Origin of the sequence: Ensifer sesbaniae, assembly GCF_013283665.1 — a bacterium.
GTDB classification, from domain to species: Bacteria; Pseudomonadota; Alphaproteobacteria; order Rhizobiales; family Rhizobiaceae; genus Ensifer; species Ensifer sesbaniae.
In genome coordinates this window covers 2752207-2769837 of sequence record NZ_JABEKU010000001.1, presented here as the reverse complement: position 1 = coordinate 2769837, position 17631 = coordinate 2752207, and the positions used below count along the sequence as shown (strand labels likewise).

At 63.7% G+C, this 17631-nt stretch carries 14 protein-coding genes and 1 pseudogene; 6 read left to right on the top strand and 9 right to left on the bottom strand.

Annotation, left to right across the window (positions count from 1 at the left end):
- Positions 1–132 precede the first annotated feature (132 nt).
- The 4 genes from BHMPCIPO_RS13485 (at position 133) to metF (ending at position 4925) form a co-directional block, all read left to right on the top strand.
- On the top strand, positions 133–915 hold the full coding sequence (locus tag BHMPCIPO_RS13485) for a ribonuclease T2 (protein ID WP_246304316.1): 783 nt from the start codon (positions 133–135) through the stop codon (positions 913–915).
- A gap of 162 nt (positions 916–1077) precedes the next feature.
- Complete coding sequence (ettA, locus tag BHMPCIPO_RS13480; RefSeq protein WP_173517217.1) at positions 1078–2727, top strand: energy-dependent translational throttle protein EttA; 1650 nt, start codon at positions 1078–1080, stop codon at positions 2725–2727.
- 225 nt (positions 2728–2952) lie between these two features.
- Positions 2953–3972, top strand: coding sequence for an ArsR/SmtB family transcription factor (locus BHMPCIPO_RS13475; protein ID WP_173517216.1), 1020 nt, complete (start codon positions 2953–2955; stop codon positions 3970–3972).
- 2 nt (positions 3973–3974) lie between these two features.
- Positions 3975–4925 carry a methylenetetrahydrofolate reductase [NAD(P)H] gene (gene metF, locus BHMPCIPO_RS13470; RefSeq protein ID WP_173517215.1) on the top strand — a complete coding sequence of 317 codons (951 nt, stop codon included), beginning with the start codon at positions 3975–3977 and terminating at the stop codon, positions 4923–4925.
- Positions 4926–5011: 86 nt separating this feature from the next.
- Here metF and BHMPCIPO_RS13465 read toward each other — a convergent pair whose 3' ends face one another.
- The 6 genes from BHMPCIPO_RS13465 to BHMPCIPO_RS13440 all read right to left on the bottom strand — a co-directional run bounded on the left by BHMPCIPO_RS13465 (position 5012) and on the right by BHMPCIPO_RS13440 (position 11227).
- A complete protein-coding gene (locus tag BHMPCIPO_RS13465; RefSeq protein WP_173514882.1) occupies positions 5012–5167 on the bottom strand; it encodes a hypothetical protein in 156 nt (51 codons plus the stop codon).
- 453 nt (positions 5168–5620) lie between these two features.
- The gene (locus BHMPCIPO_RS13460) at positions 5621–6559 is read right to left on the bottom strand and encodes a DMT family transporter (protein WP_173518166.1); all 939 of its coding nucleotides are present in this window, start codon (positions 6557–6559) and stop codon (positions 5621–5623) included.
- Positions 6560–6854: 295 nt separating this feature from the next.
- Positions 6855–8084 (bottom strand): lytic murein transglycosylase, encoded by a 1230-nt coding sequence (locus tag BHMPCIPO_RS13455; protein ID WP_173517214.1) that lies wholly within the window; start codon positions 8082–8084, stop codon positions 6855–6857.
- 196 nt (positions 8085–8280) lie between these two features.
- A complete protein-coding gene (locus BHMPCIPO_RS13450; protein WP_173517213.1) occupies positions 8281–9066 on the bottom strand; it encodes a glycoside hydrolase family 25 protein in 786 nt (261 codons plus the stop codon).
- Positions 9067–9303: 237 nt separating this feature from the next.
- Positions 9304–9972: a class I SAM-dependent methyltransferase gene (locus BHMPCIPO_RS13445; RefSeq protein WP_246304315.1), complete on the bottom strand. Its 669-nt coding sequence runs from the start codon at positions 9970–9972 to the stop codon at positions 9304–9306.
- 4 nt (positions 9973–9976) lie between these two features.
- Positions 9977–11227 (bottom strand): BtaA family protein, encoded by a 1251-nt coding sequence (locus BHMPCIPO_RS13440; RefSeq protein WP_173517211.1) that lies wholly within the window; start codon positions 11225–11227, stop codon positions 9977–9979.
- 176 nt (positions 11228–11403) lie between these two features.
- On the opposite strand from BHMPCIPO_RS13440, the gene BHMPCIPO_RS13435 reads away from it, so the two are divergent.
- Together BHMPCIPO_RS13435 and BHMPCIPO_RS13430 are read left to right on the top strand one after the other, a co-directional pair.
- Entirely contained in the window at positions 11404–12954 is a 1551-nt protein-coding gene (locus tag BHMPCIPO_RS13435; protein WP_173517210.1) for a putative bifunctional diguanylate cyclase/phosphodiesterase, read from the top strand.
- 262 nt (positions 12955–13216) lie between these two features.
- Complete coding sequence (locus BHMPCIPO_RS13430) at positions 13217–14572, top strand: serine hydrolase domain-containing protein (protein ID WP_173517209.1); 1356 nt, start codon at positions 13217–13219, stop codon at positions 14570–14572.
- 43 nt (positions 14573–14615) lie between these two features.
- Here the strand turns inward: BHMPCIPO_RS13430 and BHMPCIPO_RS13425 are convergent, their stop codons facing one another.
- From BHMPCIPO_RS13425 to BHMPCIPO_RS13415, 3 genes and pseudogenes are all read right to left on the bottom strand, one after another.
- A complete protein-coding gene (locus tag BHMPCIPO_RS13425) occupies positions 14616–15665 on the bottom strand; it encodes a lytic transglycosylase domain-containing protein (RefSeq protein WP_173517208.1) in 1050 nt (349 codons plus the stop codon).
- 117 nt (positions 15666–15782) lie between these two features.
- Positions 15783–16238, bottom strand: a pseudogene (locus BHMPCIPO_RS13420) (LysE family translocator); the annotation flags it as partial.
- A gap of 157 nt (positions 16239–16395) precedes the next feature.
- Positions 16396–17610 carry a pyrophosphate--fructose-6-phosphate 1-phosphotransferase gene (locus BHMPCIPO_RS13415; RefSeq protein ID WP_173517207.1) on the bottom strand — a complete coding sequence of 405 codons (1215 nt, stop codon included), beginning with the start codon at positions 17608–17610 and terminating at the stop codon, positions 16396–16398.
- Between the last annotated feature and the right edge of the window lie 21 nt (positions 17611–17631).

The window sequence follows — 17631 nt, the reverse complement described above, 5'->3', positions numbered from 1 at the left end:
GCAAAGGCAATCGCCGCTTGTTGCTCGTTGCGCATGAGGTCACAAGAGAATGTGCATTCATCGTAATTATGAGTTGAAATTTTCCCGTTTTGAGCGATATTCGTTCCCGGTTTGTTTCCGTAGGAGGATATCATGATGAGTTTCTGCAAGGCGATATCGGGTCCGATGGCAGGACTGCTGGCGGCATTGGCACTGCTTCTTGCGCCGGCTGCCTTTGCCGCCGGCGAGGAAATGTCGGATCAGGGGGCGCCCGAAGGCGCGGGTTCGCGCACGGAATATGTGCTGGCAGTGAGCTGGCAACCCGGCTTCTGCGAAACCCGGCCGCAGCGCAAGGAATGCGAAAGCCAGACGACAGAGCGTTTCGACGCCACCAATCTCTCGCTGCATGGCCTTTGGCCGCTGCGCAAGAGCTATTGCGGGGTAGCGGCTGACGTGCGCACGAAGGATCGCAAGGGCAACTGGCTCGATCTGCCGAAGCTTGCCATGGCCGACGACACGGCGGCGCGGCTGCTCATCGCCATGCCCGGCGTGCAATCCGGGCTCGACCGGCACCAGTGGCTGAGGAGCGGCACCTGCCAGAGCGGCTCGGTCGACGATTATTTCTCGGCGCAGCTGCGCATGCTGGAGGAGCTCAACCGCTCGGCGGTTGGCGCGCTGTTTCGCCAGCGCATCGGTTCCGAGCTCGATGAGGCGACGATCAAGCAGGCCTTCGACCAGAGTTTTGGCGCCGGCGCCGGCGATCGGGTGCGCATGCGCTGCCAGACGGTTCAGGGACGCAGCATCATCACCGGGCTGACGGTCGGGCTGACCGGCGACGTCTTGAAGGCATCGAGCCTCGGCCCGCTGATCCAGGCGGCCGGGCCGACCGAGTTCAAATGCGCCAAGGGCATTGCCGATACGGCCGGGCGAAGCTGACCCGCCCGCAAGGGCTCCGGCGGCAAGAGCGCTGCCGGGGCAGGGCGGCCGCATGGGATAGGTTAAGGGGACAAGCCGGCGCGAATGCCTTTGATCATTGCCCCCTTCCTATAATTCGCCTACATAGCGGGCAAATTTCCTTTCCCTGCGGAGCATTTCCTTATGGCACGTCAGTTCATCTATCATATGGCCGGACTTAATAAGTCCTACGGCGCGAAGAAGGTCCTGGAGAACATCCATCTGTCGTTCTACCCGGACGCGAAGATCGGTATCCTCGGCCCGAACGGCGCCGGTAAGTCGACGGTGCTCAGGATCATGGCCGGGCTCGACACGGAATATACGGGCGAAGCCTGGGTCGCCGAAGGCGCCACCGTCGGCTACCTGCCGCAGGAGCCGCAGCTCGATCCGACGAAGACGGTGCTCGAAAACGCCATGGAAGGCGTTGCCAAGAAGAAGGCGATCGTCGACCGCTACAACGAACTGATGATGAACTACTCCGACGAGACGGCGGAAGAGGGCGCCAAGCTCCAGGACATCATCGACAGCCAGAACCTCTGGGACCTCGAAAGCCAGGTGGAAATGGCCATGGAGGCGCTGCGTTGCCCCCCGGGTGACGCGGAAGTCACCAATCTGTCCGGTGGTGAAAAGCGCCGCGTCGCGCTCTGCAGGCTCCTGCTCTCGCAGCCCGACCTGCTGCTGCTCGACGAACCGACCAACCACCTCGACGCCGAGACGATCGCCTGGCTCGAAAAGCACCTGCGCGAATATCCGGGCGCCGTGCTGATGATCACCCACGACCGTTACTTCCTCGACAACGTCACGGGCTGGATCCTCGAGCTCGACCGCGGCCGCGGCATTCCCTATGAGGGCAACTACTCGGCCTATCTGCAGGCCAAGGCCAAGCGCATGGCCCAGGAAGGCCGCGAGGAGGCCACCCGCCAGAAGGCGATCAGCCGCGAGCAGGAGTGGATCGCATCGAGCCCGAAGGCGCGCCAGGCGAAGTCCAAGGCCCGTATCCGTGCCTATGACGAACTGGTCAAGGCAGCCGCGGACCGCCGCCCGGGCGATGCCCAGATCATCATTCCGGTCGGCGAGCGCCTCGGCCAGGTGGTCATCGAGGCCGACAACATTTCCAAGGGTTATGACGATCAGCTGTTGATCGAAGGCCTCTCCTTCAAGCTGCCGCCGGGCGGCATCGTCGGCGTCATCGGCCCGAACGGCGCCGGCAAGTCGACGCTGTTCCGCATGATCACCGGCCAGGAAGAGCCGAACGAGGGTTCGTTCCGCATCGGCGACAGCGTGCAGCTCGGCTATGTCGACCAGAGCCGCGACTCGCTCGACGGCAACAAGACCGTCTGGGAGGAAATCTCCGGCGGCAACGACATCATCAAGCTCGGCAAGCACGAGGTCAACTCGCGCGCCTATTGCTCGTCCTTCAACTTCAAGGGCGGCGATCAGCAGCAGAAGGTCGGCACGCTGTCCGGCGGTCAGCGCAACCGCGTTCACCTCGCCAAGATGCTGAAGTCCGGCGGCAACGTCATCCTGCTCGACGAACCGACCAACGACCTCGACACCGAAACGCTGGCAGCGCTTGAAGACGCACTGGAAAACTTCGCCGGCTGCGCGGTCATCATCAGCCACGACCGCATGTTCCTCGACCGCCTGGCGACGCACATCCTCGCCTTTGAAGGCGACAGCCATGTCGAGTGGTTCGAAGGCAACTTCGAAGACTACGAGAAGGACAAGATCCGCCGCCTCGGCCCGGACTCGGTCAACCCGAAGCGCGTCACCTACAAGCGCCTGACGCGCTGATCAAAGCCAAGGCGCCGCCCTGTTTGCGGCGCCCGATGCCTTTGCGGCCGCGAATACGGGTATTGGAAGTCCATTGTCATGGAAACGGGCGTAGCGCAGGCTCCGCCCGTTTTCCTTTGCAAGGCCTGTTCCGCCGACGCCATTGTTTGGCCGTTCCACGCAAATCCGCTTGCGCCGATCTCGCAAATCACATAAACATATCTTTATGTGTTGATGGGGATCGCGATGGCTGTTCAGAAAGAGCTGGGTCTGGATGCGCTGGTAGACGTGTTGAAGGCGGCGGGAGAGCCGACCCGCATGCGTCTCGTCGCTTTGCTCGCCGCCGGCGATCTCACCGTCACCGATCTTACCGAAATTCTCGGACAGTCGCAGCCGCGCATTTCGCGGCACCTGAAGCTGCTTGCCGAGGTCGAACTCGTTGACCGTTATCAGGAAGGTGCCTGGGCCTATTTCCGCCTCAGGCAGGATGGCGCCCGCGTCGCGCTGGTGCGGGCGATGCTGGCGTCGGCGTCCGCTGACGACGCGGTGCTTTCGCGCGACGCGGCGCGGCTGGCGACGCTCAAGAAGGCCAGGGCCGAGAAGGCCCAGGCCTATTTCAGCCGCAATGCCGCCGGCTGGGACGAGCTTCGCCGCCTGCATGTCAGCGAGCGCGACGTCGAAGCGAAGCTGCGTGAGATGGTCGGCGACGAGCCGGTCGAAAGCCTGCTCGACCTTGGTACCGGCACCGGACGCATCCTGCAGCTCTTTGAAGGGCTCTATCGCCGCGGTGTCGGCGTCGATGCCAGCCGCGACATGCTCGCCGTGGCGCGGTCCAATCTCGACCGCGCCGGCATCACCAAGGCGTCGATCCGGCACGGCGACATCTTCAACCTGCCACTCGATGGCCACGCCTTCGATCTCGTCACCATTCACCAGGTGCTGCATTTCCTCGATGAGCCGGAGGCGGCGATCGCGGAAGCCGCGCGCATGCTGATGCCGGGCGGTCGCCTCGTCATCATCGACTTTGCGCCGCACGGGCTCGAGCATCTGCGCGACGAGCATGCGCATGCGCGCCTTGGCTTCTCGCACCAGGTGATCGCCGATTGGCTCGCCAAGGCCGGCCTGGTGCTCGAAAAGACCACGGACCTTTCGCCGGAAGCGGCGGAGGAGGAAAAGCTGACGGTGACGATCTGGCTGGGGCGCGATCGGCGGGCCGTGAATGAGAATGAAACGCCGCGGCCGCGCGTTCATGCAGGGGGAGTTTGAGAATGACGGCACAGACGCTTTATCCGGCCGAGCGCGGCAATCTGAGACTCTCCTTCGAATACTTCCCCCCCAAGACCGACGAAATGGAAGCGCAGCTCTTCCAGACGGCGGAAGATCTTTCCGTCTTCGGTCCCGCATTCGTGACGGTGACCTATGGCGCCGGCGGCTCGACGAAGGCACGCTCGCTGACGACCGTGCGGCGAATGATCGAGGAAATGGGTTTTGCCAATACGGCCGCGCATCTGACCTGCGTCGGGGCGCCGAAGGCGGAAGTCGATGCCGTCATCGACGAATATATCGACTATGGCGTCCGCCATTTCGTGGCGCTGCGCGGCGATCCGCAGGGCGGCATCGGCAGCACCTATCAGCCGCATCCGGATGGCTATGCCAGCAGCACCGATCTGGTGCGGGCGATCCGCGCGCGTGGCGACGATATCGAGATTTCCGTATCCTCCTATCCGGAGAAGCACCCGGAGAGCCCTGACGTGGCCGCCGACATCGATATGCTGAAGCGCAAGGTCGACGCGGGAGCCAACCGGGCGCTGACCCAGTTCTTTTTCGACAATGACGATTTCGAGCGTTATCTCGAACGGCTGCGCCGCGCCGGCGTCAACATCCCGATCGTGCCGGGCATCCTGCCGATCAACAACCTGGCGCAGGTGCAGAAATTTGCCGGCCTCTGCGGCGCGAGCGTGCCGGAGGCGATCGTCACCCGGCTCGAGCATCTGGAAGACCAGCCGGCCGAACGCTTCAAGGAGGCGACCCACATCGCCGCCGAGCAGATCGTCGATCTCGCCCGGCGCGGCGTGCGCGATTTCCATCTCTATACGATGAACCGCTCGCCGCTGGTGACCGCCGTCTGCGATCTCGTGGGTTTCGAGCGGGTCTTGGCGGAGCCGAGTGTGGTGCTCCCCGGTCAGCGGCTCCAGGTGGCGGCCGGAGCGGCTGCCTGAATTGGTGCGGTAAGCCGGGCCCGCAGCGCCCAGCGCCTGCCCGACGCGCAAAGGTCGCCGCGGCGCTTAAAGCGCGTCGCGATCTTTCAGATTCGCTCCTTGCGCTTTAAGTTTTTGATATTTCGCATATCGTTATCGCAAAACCGCTGCGGACTTTTGCGCGACATGCTTTGATCCGCCGCACGTCTCTTCAGCCAGGCGATGCCCGAAAGCAGAGAAAGCGCATGAAGGCCGACCTTCATGCGCTTTCTTTTCTGTCGCAGCAATTAGACCCTGTGCTCTCTTGGCGGTCTAGCTTGCTTGGTGCTGCAAAATGGGTTTCCGGAAATTTAAGTCCCTATTCGGTTTGGACTGTCAGCGGCCGCTCATCAGATGAAGAGCATCGTGGCCACGAATACGAACGCTGCACTTATCATGAGGACATTCAGCGAATGTGTAAGGCCCATGGAAGACCCTCCCTGCGTTGACGCGTTAAAACATAGGGCGAAATCACGATGTGTTAAAGCGAAACTTGTGCTGCAGTGCGAAACCCGTGAGGGGGAGCGCGGTTGTTCACAGGGCTATACTATTGAGATATTTATCTTTTTCAGGTTGCCACAATTTTTTCACAATCGCTTCAGCAAGGTTAATATAAACGTTTGTAATCGTGCGTGAGCGCCTCGGAAGAGGACGAATTGGCCGGTTCGATTCCTCGTTCAGACGGCGTGTCTGAGCCGTAGAATGCGGCCGTCGAGCACTGCGAGGCCGAAAGCGATCAGCGCCATGCCGGCGATGTCGGCTGCCTGCAACGTTTCCCCGAGGAAGAGATAGCCGAGCAGAATCGCGCTCGGCGGCACCAGCAGGGTGACGAGGGAAGCATTGGTGGCGCCGGCTTCCGCCATGATCCGGAAGAAGAGAATATATCCATAGGCGGTTGAGACGAGTGCGAGGCCGAGGATGGCAAGTGTCGCCGCCATTGGCGGCATCGGCAAGGTCCAGGGCGCATCGGTGAAGGCGGCAACGGGCAGCATCATCAGCGTCGAAGCGGTCAGTTGGCCGGCGGCGGTCACCGGCGGAGCGAGATTTCGAAAACGCTTGCCGTAGGTCGCTGCGAGGCCATAGCTGACGGCGGCCAGCACCGGCAGGACGAGCGCCCAGAGCGGAATGCCGCTCGTCGTGCCGAACAGGCCGGCAAGCGCGCTCGGCCCGATCAACACCACGGTACCGGCGAGGCCGAGCAGGCAGCCGGAGATCTTGGCGGAGCTCAGCTTCTCGTCCTCGGTCGCCATATTGGCGATGATGACGGTCCAGACCGGCGTCGTGGCGTTGAGGATCGCCGCCAGCCCGGCGCCGATCTGGGTCTGGCCGAGGAAGATGAAGGCATGCGGAATGGCGTTGTTGATCAGTCCCATCAGCGCGAACTCGCGCCAGCGTCCGGAGAGTGCCTGATACATGCCGAAGCGGCCGCGGATATAGAGATGCAGGGCAAGGGCCGCGAGGCCCAGGCGCAGCACCACCAGCGTGAATGGCGGCACATGGGCAACGGCCACGCGCGCGAAGAAGAAGGAGCCGCCCCAGATGAGACCGAGCAGGGCGAGCAGCGCCCAGGTTCTGACGCTCATCTGATGGCCGTCGATTGTGGTTCGCGCATTCATGGTGATTGCCCTGTCCGTGTTGATTGCCTCACCCGTCAGCTTCGTCCAGGCGGGAGAATGGGGATCGCTGCGCAAGGTCGCGAGCGACATTCCCGGACCGGTTGTGATCTGACGACTGTTTCATAGCCCGGCGTCTTTGCGGGGGCCACCCGGTTCTTGCGGTATTCGTGGGAGGGGTGGCGCTCAGCCCGCCGTGGCGCATCTGGATGCGCAAAAGAGAAACCCCGGAGATCGGTTCCGATCCCCGGGGTGATAGATCTTCACGCATGAGCCACGCCCGTGGCCCGCGGTTCGCTCAGAGCGCGTTCAGGAGTTCCAGCGTCGCCCAGCCGTCGGCCGGGCGACCGAGGCGGAGCTGCTCCTTCTGGAGTGCGGCGCGGGTGCCGGAGCCGAGGATGCCGTCGATCTTGCCGACGTCATGGCCGAGCGTCTGCAGCTTGGTCTGCAGCGCCTTCATGCCGACATCGTCGAGGCCGGGCTCCGGGTTGCCGCCTTCATAGGCGGGCGCGCCGGCGAGGCGGGTTGCGAAATAGGCGGCTGAGGTCGTGTAGATGAACGACTGGTTCCACTCGAGATAGATATTGAAGTTCGGGTAGGTGAGGAAGGCCACGCCCTTGCGGCCTTGCGGCAGCACCAGCGAGGCTTCGAGGTTGCCGTTGGCGGTGTTGCCGTCACGTGGGCTGACGCCGAGCGCGAACCAGTCGGAAGCCTTCATCCCCGCCTGCAGGCCGGTCTTTTCCCAGGGAAGGTTTTCGGGAACGGTCACTTCCTGGATCCAGGGCTGGCCGGCCTTGAAGCCGAGGCTCTGGATGAACTTGGCCGCGGTCAGGATCGCGTCGGCCGAGCTCTTCTTGAGGTTGACGTGACCGTCGCCGTCGCCATCGACGCCATAGGCGATGATGTCTTCCGGCAGCATCTGCACCTGACCGATCTCGCCGGCCCAGGCACCGGTCGTGGTCGCGGGGTCGAGGTCGCCATGCTGCACCATCTCGATAGCGGCGAGGAGCTGCGGACGGAACATTTCCGGGCGGCGGCAATCATGTGCGAGCGTTACCAGCGCATTGCGCGTGTTGAAGTCGCCCTGAACCGCGCCGAAGTCGGTTTCCATCGCCCAGAAGGCGGTGATGACGGGGGCCGGCACGCCGAATTCCTGCTCGGCCCGGGCGAAGACGTCGGCATATTCCTTCATCTTCTGGCGGCCGAGATCGAGGCGCGACTTGCTGACGGTTCGCTTGGAGAATTCGGTGAAGGTCTGCTTGAAGACGCCCTGGGTGCGGTCACGGCTCAGGACCTTCTGGTCGATCGCGGCACCGGCGAGCGCACGATCGGCGACATCGGCCGGAACGCCCTTGGCGACGGCTTCGGCCTTCACGCCCTCGAGGAATGCGCCGAGATCGCCACCGCAGGCCACAGCCGGAGCGGCGCTCTGCGTGCCCGTCTGGGCCGCGGTCTGGGCGAAGGCAGTGGAGGCGGTGAGGGTCAGGAGGGCGATGGAGGCCAGGGCGTGCCGGGCTATGCGGTTCATCATAATTCCTTTCTGCGGCCGCGTGGTGAGGGAGGCACCACCACGGACAACAATTTGCTGTTTAAAGTGCTGCAGCGACCCTTGCGCGTCTTAAGAGACGCGCGGCGCTGCAAATCTGCCGTTGCTCTTTCAGAGCATTATGACCGAATGAAGAAAATGGGGTTCCTTGCCACGCCTGGCGGCAAGAATGGCGGCCTTACTTCGGCTGTGAGACCGCCGCGACCCAGTTCTTCCAGTTTTTCGCCGAACCGGCGAAGACGTTGATATCCGTGGCGCCGTCGATGCCGGGGATCACACCGGTGCTGGTGTATTGCCAGAACGCCCAACGGCGCTCGACATAGATTTCACCCGGGTGCTTCGCGACCGAGCGGACCCAGAAATGGTGTTCCTTGAACTGGTCGACGAGATTGTCCCGGTGGAAGTCGACCGAGGTGTAGATGATCGGCCGCTTGCCGTAATGGGCTTCGAGGCGATCCATGAAGCGCTTCATCTCGGCGCGCACTTCGTCCGGCGTCGGGCGGTGGCGGCAGGTCTTCGATTCGCCGTTCCACTCGACGTCGAGAACCGGCGGCAGGTAGACCGCGGTCTTCGGCACATTGGCGATGAACCAGTCGGCCTGTTCGTCGGCGGTCGAGCAGAAATAGTAGAAGTGATAGGGCGCATAGGGGATGCCGGCGGCACGCGCCTTTTGCCAGTATTCGTTGAAGCGGGTATCGACCCGGTCCTTGCCTTCCGTCGCCTTGATGAAGGCGAAGGAGACGCCTGAGTTCTTGACCTTCGTCCAGTCGATATCGCCGTTCCACTTCGAGATGTCGATGCCGTGGATGTTGTGGTTCTGCGGGGTGCGATCACCGAAGTCCTGCGGATCGGTGTCCTGGAACCGCGGCGGGATCGATGCCGTCTGGATCAGGTCGTAATCGGTCGACGAACAGGCGGAAAGGAGGGTGGCAATGGGCAGTAGAGCCAGGAGAAGCCGGCGCATGAGGTACCTGTCTAGAGACGATCGACGATCCTGCCTCACACGATGGCTTTCATATCGGTGATTTCCCCCGCGAGGCGTGAACCTCATCTTCACCATATCATCGTAAAAATTGGGTTAGCTCAAGCGGGAATTGCAGATGGAGCGGAGCACTCCCCAGCCGAAAAAGAGCCGAAATCCCGAGGCGATTTCGGCTCTCGCCGAGCAATGAACATGGGGACGATCGCGCCGCAGGCCCGATCAGGCGGCAACCGCGACGGCCGGACGGTGATAGACCGCCAGCCAGGCATAGCCGCGGCCAATCGCCCGGCGTTCGAGGTCGGCACCGTTTGCTCTCGCCTTCTCGCGCAGAACGTCGAAAAGGTTTGCACGTGGCGTGACGTGGAAACGGTCCAGCCAGCCGTGCAGCACGCGGCGGAAGCTCGCCGGCAGGCGCTCCTGCTGGCCGAAATCGGCGATATGCAGCGATCCGCCTGGGTTGAGCGCGGCTATGGCCGCATCGATCGCCTTCTGCCAATCGGGGATCATCGACAGCGAATAGGAGATGACGATGTGGTCGAAGCCCCGTTCGCCGAAGATTGCCGGATCGAAATCCGTTGCATCGGCGACCTGAAGCACGGCGCGGCGCTTGCCGCCGCGATTGAGCTTGGCATCGGCGGAAGTGAGCATCTCCGAGGAGATGTCCAGGCCGAAGAGACGGGCCGAAGGGAAGCAGCGGCCTATGAGCGCCAAGTTACGCCCGGTGCCGCAGCCGACTTCGAGCACCGAGGCCCCGGAGGCCGGGTTCATTTCCCGGATCAGCGTGTCGCGGCCGAAGAGGTAGTATTTTCGCGTCACGTCGTAGAAGTGCCGCTGGTAGCGGTACATGTGGTCCATGCGCCGCGCGTGGGAAATCCCGGCCTCACGCATGGGCTCAAGCCTTCTTCCGGTAGATGTGGAACCCGCCATAGATGGCGGAGCGATCTTCGGCGCCGAGCCTGGCCGATGCCTCGGCATCGTAGTGCCACTGATCGAGCAGGGCCGAAGAGACGCGCCCCGGCAGGATGCTGTCTTCAGCCGCGGTGCGGAAGATGACGACGGCGCTGCTGTCCGCGGTGCGGGTGATCTCGGTCCAGAGGTCGTTGAGCTGCTGGTCGGTCATCCAGTCCTGGGCATCGAGCAGGATGTAGCGGTCGACGGAAGCGGCCGGCTTGCTGGCCAGGAGCTCGGTGTAGCTTGCGTGATGGACCTCGACGCGCTCGGCATTGTTGCGGATCGCCTCATAGGCGCGGGCATTGAGGTAGGGCGGCAGTTCGCCTTCGTGCGGCAGCGGATAACGGCGACCGAAGGCCTGCCAGGCGAAGTAGTTTTCCCTAAGCGGGAAGTGGCAGGTGAGCTTTTCCAGGCGGTGACGCAAGACGGCTGCGAGCGATTTCTCGCTGCTGAGGCTGGCAAGCTCGTCGAACTGCTGCGGCGGGATGCCGAGCCCGAAGAGCGAGCTCTTGCGGCTGGTGATCCAGCGGATGACGGGACGATCGAAAAGCGGCGCAAGGCGCTCATCGAAGAACTGGCGTTGCTCGCGCATCGAGCGCGCCTGGACGAACTCTTCCGGGTTGACGCCATGCAGGCGGGCGAGCAGATGGCTTGCGGCGATGAAGCGGCCGAGCAGGCCGGTGCGATAGATGTTGCGGCCGAAGACGCCGATGCGCCGGCGACCGGTGATGTCGCGGCCGTTCCAGTAGCTGCGCGTGGCGGTGTCGAGCTTCGGAGAGAGGAAGAGGTCGAAGGCCTGGACGTTGGTCGCCGTGCCCTGGGTTGCCAGGAAGCGCGTGACATCCTTGTGGCTCGGCAGGTGGCGGAAGGCCGCGAGCTTCAGGCGGTTCAGCGCGATGTGGTGCGGGTTGAGATCGACGACGTCGATCTTGCGCGGGCCGGCCGACAGGTAGGTCAGCATGTTGCAGCCGCCGGAGCCGATGGTGACTATCCGATGCTCCGGGCTAAGCTGCATCGCCTCCATGTCGACGATCGGATCCTCCCAGATCTGCGGGTAGACGAGCCCCGAGAAGAGCAGGCCGAAGAGACGTTCTGAGAGGCCGGCGAGGGAGAAGGTCTTGTGCTGGAGCAGGGCGGTTTTCAGCTTCGGATTTTTTCTGCCAAAGCCAACATCGGGGGCTAGTTCGGTCATCTCTGCCGGTCATCCAGTTGAAACTTAGCCGCTTCTAAAGTGACTCCGCTACACTTTGATGACGGGGTTTCCACAGCCCCGGAAGGCCCTTGAACGGCCGCCATACAATTTTTCACCCATAAGAAATCATTAAACCCTAGCGTGCTAGGCACCGCCTTACATTCGGGGGCGTCGACATGATGTTAAGAACGTTTCTGCCGAAGCCCGAGCAGCGATTTGCGGCTGCCGGCGCGGCATTGGGGGCTCTGGTTTCTGCGGCGTGGCTGGCGACGGAAACCGTGCTTGCAAAACAATCGCATTGGGATGTTCCCGCAATGCTGGCGGCTGGCGCCATGCCGTTTCTCCTCGGCGGATCCTTCTATCGCTGGCGTTACCTGCGGCGGCTCGAACATGAGCTGCATGCAGCGCGCCGTGCGGAGCGGCGCTTGCGCCACGAAGTCCACCGCGACAAGCTCACCGGGCTTGCAAACCGCGCCGCTCTGGAAGCGGACATTCACCAGGCGCTTTCAGTGGAAGGGGCCACTTTCGAGCGCAATGCGCTGCTCCTTCTCGATCTCGACCGGTTCAAGGCGATCAACGATACGATGGGCCACGATGCCGGCGACCGGCTGCTGGCGCTCTTTGGCGCGCGCCTGAGGCGCGCCTTCTCCGGGGAGGCGAGCCTCTACCGGCTGGGGGGAGACGAGTTCGTGCTCGCAGCCGCCGGCGCGTCTTCGCAGGCTGAGGCGGAAATGCTCGCAATGCGGGTAAAGGCGCTGTTCGAAGCGCCGTTCGATCTTGGTGATGCACGGGTCGCTTCCGGCTGCAGTATCGGCATCGCCTTCATCGAGCGAAGCGATACGGCGACGGGCGACGTGCTGAAGCGTGCGGACCTGGCGCTCTACGAGGCGAAGGCGGTGAGCGGCAACAGCCACGCCTTCCACTCGGAGACGCTGACCCGCGCCGCCAGGCAGCGGGCGGAGGCCGAGCGTGACGTCGCACGCGGGCTCGAGGCCGATGAATTCTTCCTCGAATTCCTGCCGACGGCCGGGACGGCCAGCGGGGCCATCCGTGGTTTCGAGGCGCTGCTGCGCTGGCGACATCCGCTGCGCGGCGTCATCGGTGCCGAAGATTTCATAGAGCCGTCAGAGAAGAGCACGAGCACGCTCTCGCTAGGCTATTGGACACTTCGGGTGGCCTGCGCGCAGGCTGCCCGCTGGGCTTCGCCGACGGGGCTGACCGTCGCCCCCTTTGCTCCGCAACTCAAGGATCGCGATTTTGTCGCGCAGGTCGAGCAGTGCCTCAGCGAAGCGAGCTTGCCACCGGGACGCCTGACGATCGAGATCGCCGGGGACTTTTCGACCGAGGATCTTGCCCTGATCTCCGGGAATCTCCAGGGGGTGCGGGCGCTTGGTGTGCGGATTGCGCTTGGCGGCGGCGCCGGCTCATCCTTGCCCCTGAACCTGATTGCCGAACTGCAGCCCGATCAGGTGACCATCGATCTTACCGCCATCCGGGCTACCCACGGCAGCGAGCGCAGCCTTGCACTGCTTGCCTGCCTCATCAAGACCGGCCAGGTGCTGCGCCTGCCGATCGCCGTGCGCGGCATCGAAAAGCAAAGCGAGATGGATTGCGCGCGGGCCAGCGGCGCCGTGGAAGTCAGCGGTCCGTGGATATCGCCGGCGCTGACGGATGTGGCGGCATTGCTCGAGACAGGCGAAGCGGCGGATTTGCGACGCTCGGCCTAGCGCGCCGTGTGTCGATGGCGCACAAGGGCTCCAGGCTGCTGCGGGCCTGCGCTGCCACGGTTCCCATTCCCCGGTGGAAACCTGCAATTTCCGGGCTTTTCCCGGCGGCGAAATGCTGGTTCTCTCTCTGCAACTCGACAGCGCGTTTGCGCCCAATCGGACGCGAGGGTCGCTGTAGCACCTTGAAATGCTGCGGGTATCTGTCCTTGGTGTCCTTGGCCGGCACGGCTGCAAGGAAACGTGAGACGGCTGGAGGGAACGCATGGGACGCATATTGAGGAGATCAGCTGCCGCGTTGGCATTGGGCATCGTCGCCATCGGCGGCTGGCTTGCGATCGCGCCGCCGGAACTGCTCAAGGTCGGCGATGGCTATGCGGCGAAGATCGTCTGCTCCAATGTCTTCATCGCAAAACGGGACGCCCAGTCGGTGCTGGCCGATGACGTCCAGGCGCCGGGCCACCCCTTGCTGAAGCTGGTGAAGGTTGCCGTCGATCCCGAGAGACAGACGGTGACCGCGCAGATCCTCGGCTTTGCTGCCGCAGGCTATGCTGCCTACAGACCGGGCGCGGGCTGCGCGAGCCTGCCGGACGGCGACGGCACGCGCTTGCCGCCGGTCAGGACGGCTGCGGCCGTGGTGGACGCACCCGCCTCCGAAACACCCTGGCCGGACGGCGAAGGGGCCGCGATCGATCCCGCCTTGCAGAAGCTTGTCGAGGATGCCGATCTCGCCGGTCCGGGCGTGCGGGCGATCGCCGTCATCCGCGATGGTCGCCTGGTCGCCGAGACCTATGGCCAGGGCTTCGACCGTTCGACGCCGTTGCTCGGCTGGTCGATGACGAAATCGGTCACGGCGACGCTGATCGGCCTTCGTGTGGCTGAAGGCAAAATGGAGATGGCGCGCGCCGGGCTCCTGCCGGAATGGGCGAGCGACGAGCGGGCCAACATCACGCTTGCCGACCTGATGGGCATGCAGAGCGGCCTTGAATTCAATGAGAACTATGGCGATGTTACCGACGTCACGCGCATGCTCTATCTTGAAAAGGATATGGCGGGCTACGCGGCCGCAAAGCCGCTGACATCCGATCCGGGCGTGAAGTTCAGCTATTCCAGCGGCACGAGCACGCTGCTGTCGCGCATCTGGATGCGAAGCTTCGACGATCCGGCGGCAGCACTCGCCTTTCCGCATGATGCGCTGTTCGCGCCTTTGGGCATGAGCAGCGCCGTGCTCGAAACCGATGCCAGCGGCACCTTCGTCGGCTCGTCCTACATGTATGCGACCGCACGGGACTGGGCGCGTTTCGCGCAGTTCCTCTTGCAGGATGGCGTCTGGAAGGGGAGGGCGATGCTGCCGAAGGACTACGTCGCCTTCATGCGTGGGCCGACCAGGGCCTCGGAGGGCAAGTACGGCCAGGGGCAGGTGTGGCTGGAGGAAAACGGTGTCCGCGCCGGCTCGGGCCGCTTCCCGGCCGACGCTTTCTGGATGCTCGGCCATGACGGCCAGGCGATCATGCTGGTGCCTTCGCTGAAGCTCGCGGTGGTCCGGCTCGGGCTGACGCCCTCGCGCCTCGGCTACGACGTGCAGAAGCTCAACGCCAAAATAATAGAGGCGCTCGATTGAGCGCCTCGCAAAATCACCTGAGCTTGGCTCAAGCGGCCTTGGCTCACTTCATGCCGAGTTCTTCGAGAAGGCCCTTGCGCTTGGCGTGGTAATAGTAGCCGCTGGCATAGAGCTTGACCGCGCCGTCGTGCTGGTTGTCGGCCACCATCCAGGCGCCGTGCAGATATTTCGTCGCGTATTTGAGGTTGGTTTCGGCGTCGAACAGGCCCTCCGCCGGACCGTCGTAGCCGAGGCCCTTGGCGGTGTTGTAGCGGATCTGCATCAGGCCGTAATTGCCGTTGCTGTAGGCGCGCGGATTGTAGTTGCTCTCGCGCTTGACGACACGGTGAACCAGCTCGACCGGAATGCCGTTCAGATCGGCATAATACTTGATCAGCTTGTCGAGGTCGGGACGCGAGCTCGTCGGCGCCTTGCTGAGCTTCATCGAATCCGGAATGACGCTGGCAACGGCTGCGACCGTCGAGCCGATGACGCCTGTCTTCGGACGCTCGGTCGGCACGATCATGCGGTTGGCGACCAGCGTTTCGAGGCCGACGGGCTCGCCGGTATCGAAGTCCGATTCCATCGCGGCGGCAACCGCAAGCGTCGAAACCGGAAGATCCTGGACACGGCTGGTCTTGGTCGCAACTTCTGCAGAGGCCGGTGCCGGCACTTGCGAGGCATTGGCCGAAACCTGGGTAACGGCCGCGGCTGCCGTTTCTGCATTGGCGACGGCAGGCGTCGTCGGGGCGACCATGGCAAGCGCCATGGTGCTGCCCGGCTTGGAGGCGGGAACAGCAACCATCGCCGGGGCGGCTTCGGCGCCTTGTGCCAGGTCGGCCGCGACCGGATAGGTGACCGCGATGCCCGATGCCTGGACGGCTGTCTGTGCCGTCAGCGCGGCGCTCGTCGCGGTGGCCACACCGTCAGGCGTTGGCAGCGCGTAGGCCGTCATTTCAGTGCCGGGCTTTGCAAGCGGGGTGACCGTCTGTACGGCCGTCAATTCCTCGAGCGACGTGTGCTCTACCGTCGAGCATCCCGAGACGATGGTCGCCGACAGGATAGCTGCCACGCCAAACGTCTGTTTGGAAAGGGAAATACGGTACTTCGCCATTCTGTCACTTTCGTGCTTCTGGGCCCCGTCGCCCCCTGCAAATCAGCGGTTGCCAGCCGCCGAGAGTGAATCTCCATTAACCTATGAGGCTGGCGGCGGCAAGCGCAGGCGACAATTTCACGCCGAGGCGCGCTTCATCGTCGCCGTCAGAAGCCCCGCGCCGATGAGCATGGAGCCGCCGGCGCGGTTGACGATCCGGCGGATGTTCGGCCTGGAAATCGTGCTGCGCGCAGCGGTCGCAAGGGCTGCATAGAGGCTGGCATTGAGGATCGTGAGTGTCAGGAAGGTGAGCTCGAAAATCGCCATCTGGGTGAAGAGCGGCTGCGTCAGATCGAGGAACTGCGGCAGGAAGGCGACGAAGAAGACGATGCTCTTCGGGTTCAATGCGGTCACCGCATAGGTATGGAAGAAGATGCGCAGCGGCCGCTCGGTGGCGGTGGTCTCGAGGCCGGCGTCGCCTCCGCCTGCCACCGGTGCGCGCCAGAGCTTGATGCCGAGCCAGACGAGATAGGCGGCGCCCACCCATTTCAGCACGGTGAAGATCGCGGCAGAGGTCGCAAGCAGCGCGCCTACAGCGCCGCGCGTCCTTAGCGCGTCTTGAAGACGCGCGGCGCTGTAGGGTTCTCGACAATGAATTTGCCGAGCCAGCCACGGAAACGCGGAACCGTCAATCTCGAAATCAGGGGCCTTCGGCGCGCCGCAACAGGCGACGCGCCGAAGCCCATGAGTGTCAGTTCTGCGCCTGCCACTTCTGGCCGATGACGTCCATGACCTCACCGAACCACTTGACCGAGGTGTCGAAGTGCTTGCCGCCCTTGATGCGCGGGAACTCGATCGTGCGCAGCTTGCCGCCCTGGTCCTCGTCGTGACCGGTGACGCCCGAGACCTTGTTGAGCGCGCTTTCGACGGCGAGGTCGACCATGCTCTGGATCAGGCGCAGGTCGTCGCCGTTGGCCGGTGCGGAGCGGGCGTAGTAGCCGGACTTCTGCACCATCGAGCGCTCGGCGCCGAGCAGAGCGGCGAACTGCTTGGAGAACCAGTTGCCGACATTGATCGTGTCGATCTTCACGTGACCGAAGGCATCGCGCTTGATCGTTTCGCCGGCGGCTTCCCGTTCGGCGACGATCGCATCGAGGCAGGCGCCTTCACTGACGAACAGCGTGACGAAGCCGGTGCGGTCCATGACCTTGCGCAGGCGATCGGCTTCGGCCTGCAGATCGAATTTCATCTCCGGCAGATAAAGGCCGTCGATGTTCTTCATCTGGCGGTTCATCATGAAGCCGTCGACGAACTCCTTGTCGTCGACCGTCTGGATGTAGGAGCGGGCGGTGGCCGCGGTCAGCCAGCCGCAATGGCGGCCCATGACCTCGTGCACGACCAGCGTGCGCGGTGCGGCACTCTGCTCGTTGCTCACATTGTCGAAGAAGCGGGCGCCGTATTCGGCCGCCGTCCAGGCGCCGAGCGTCTGGCGGATCGGCACGACGTCGTTGTCGACGGTCTTCGGCAGGCCGACCACGGTCAGGTCGTAGCCATTGGCGCCGAGATAGGCGGCGAGGTCGGCTGCCGTCGTGTTGGTGTCGTCGCCACCGATCGTGTGCAGGATCGAGATGCCGTCATTGGCAAGCCGCTCGGCGGCGATGCGCAGCGGGTTCTCGCCATCCTTGACGAGGCCGCGCTTGACGCAATCGGCCGCGTTGGTGAGCTTGACGCGGCTGTTGCCGATCGGCGAGCCGCCATGGCGATGCAGGATGTGCGCCTTCTCGCGCATGTCGCGCGTGATCTCGATGCGGTCGGCCAAGAGCAGGCCCTGGTAGCCGGAGCGATAGGCGACCAGCTCGTATTCGGGCGCGATGTCCGTGTAGCGCTCGATCAGCCCCCCAACGGCGGATGACAGGCAGGGCGCGAGCCCGCCGGCCGTCAGCATTGCGACTTTTTTCTTGGCCATGTTTCCTCCTCGGGATTTTGG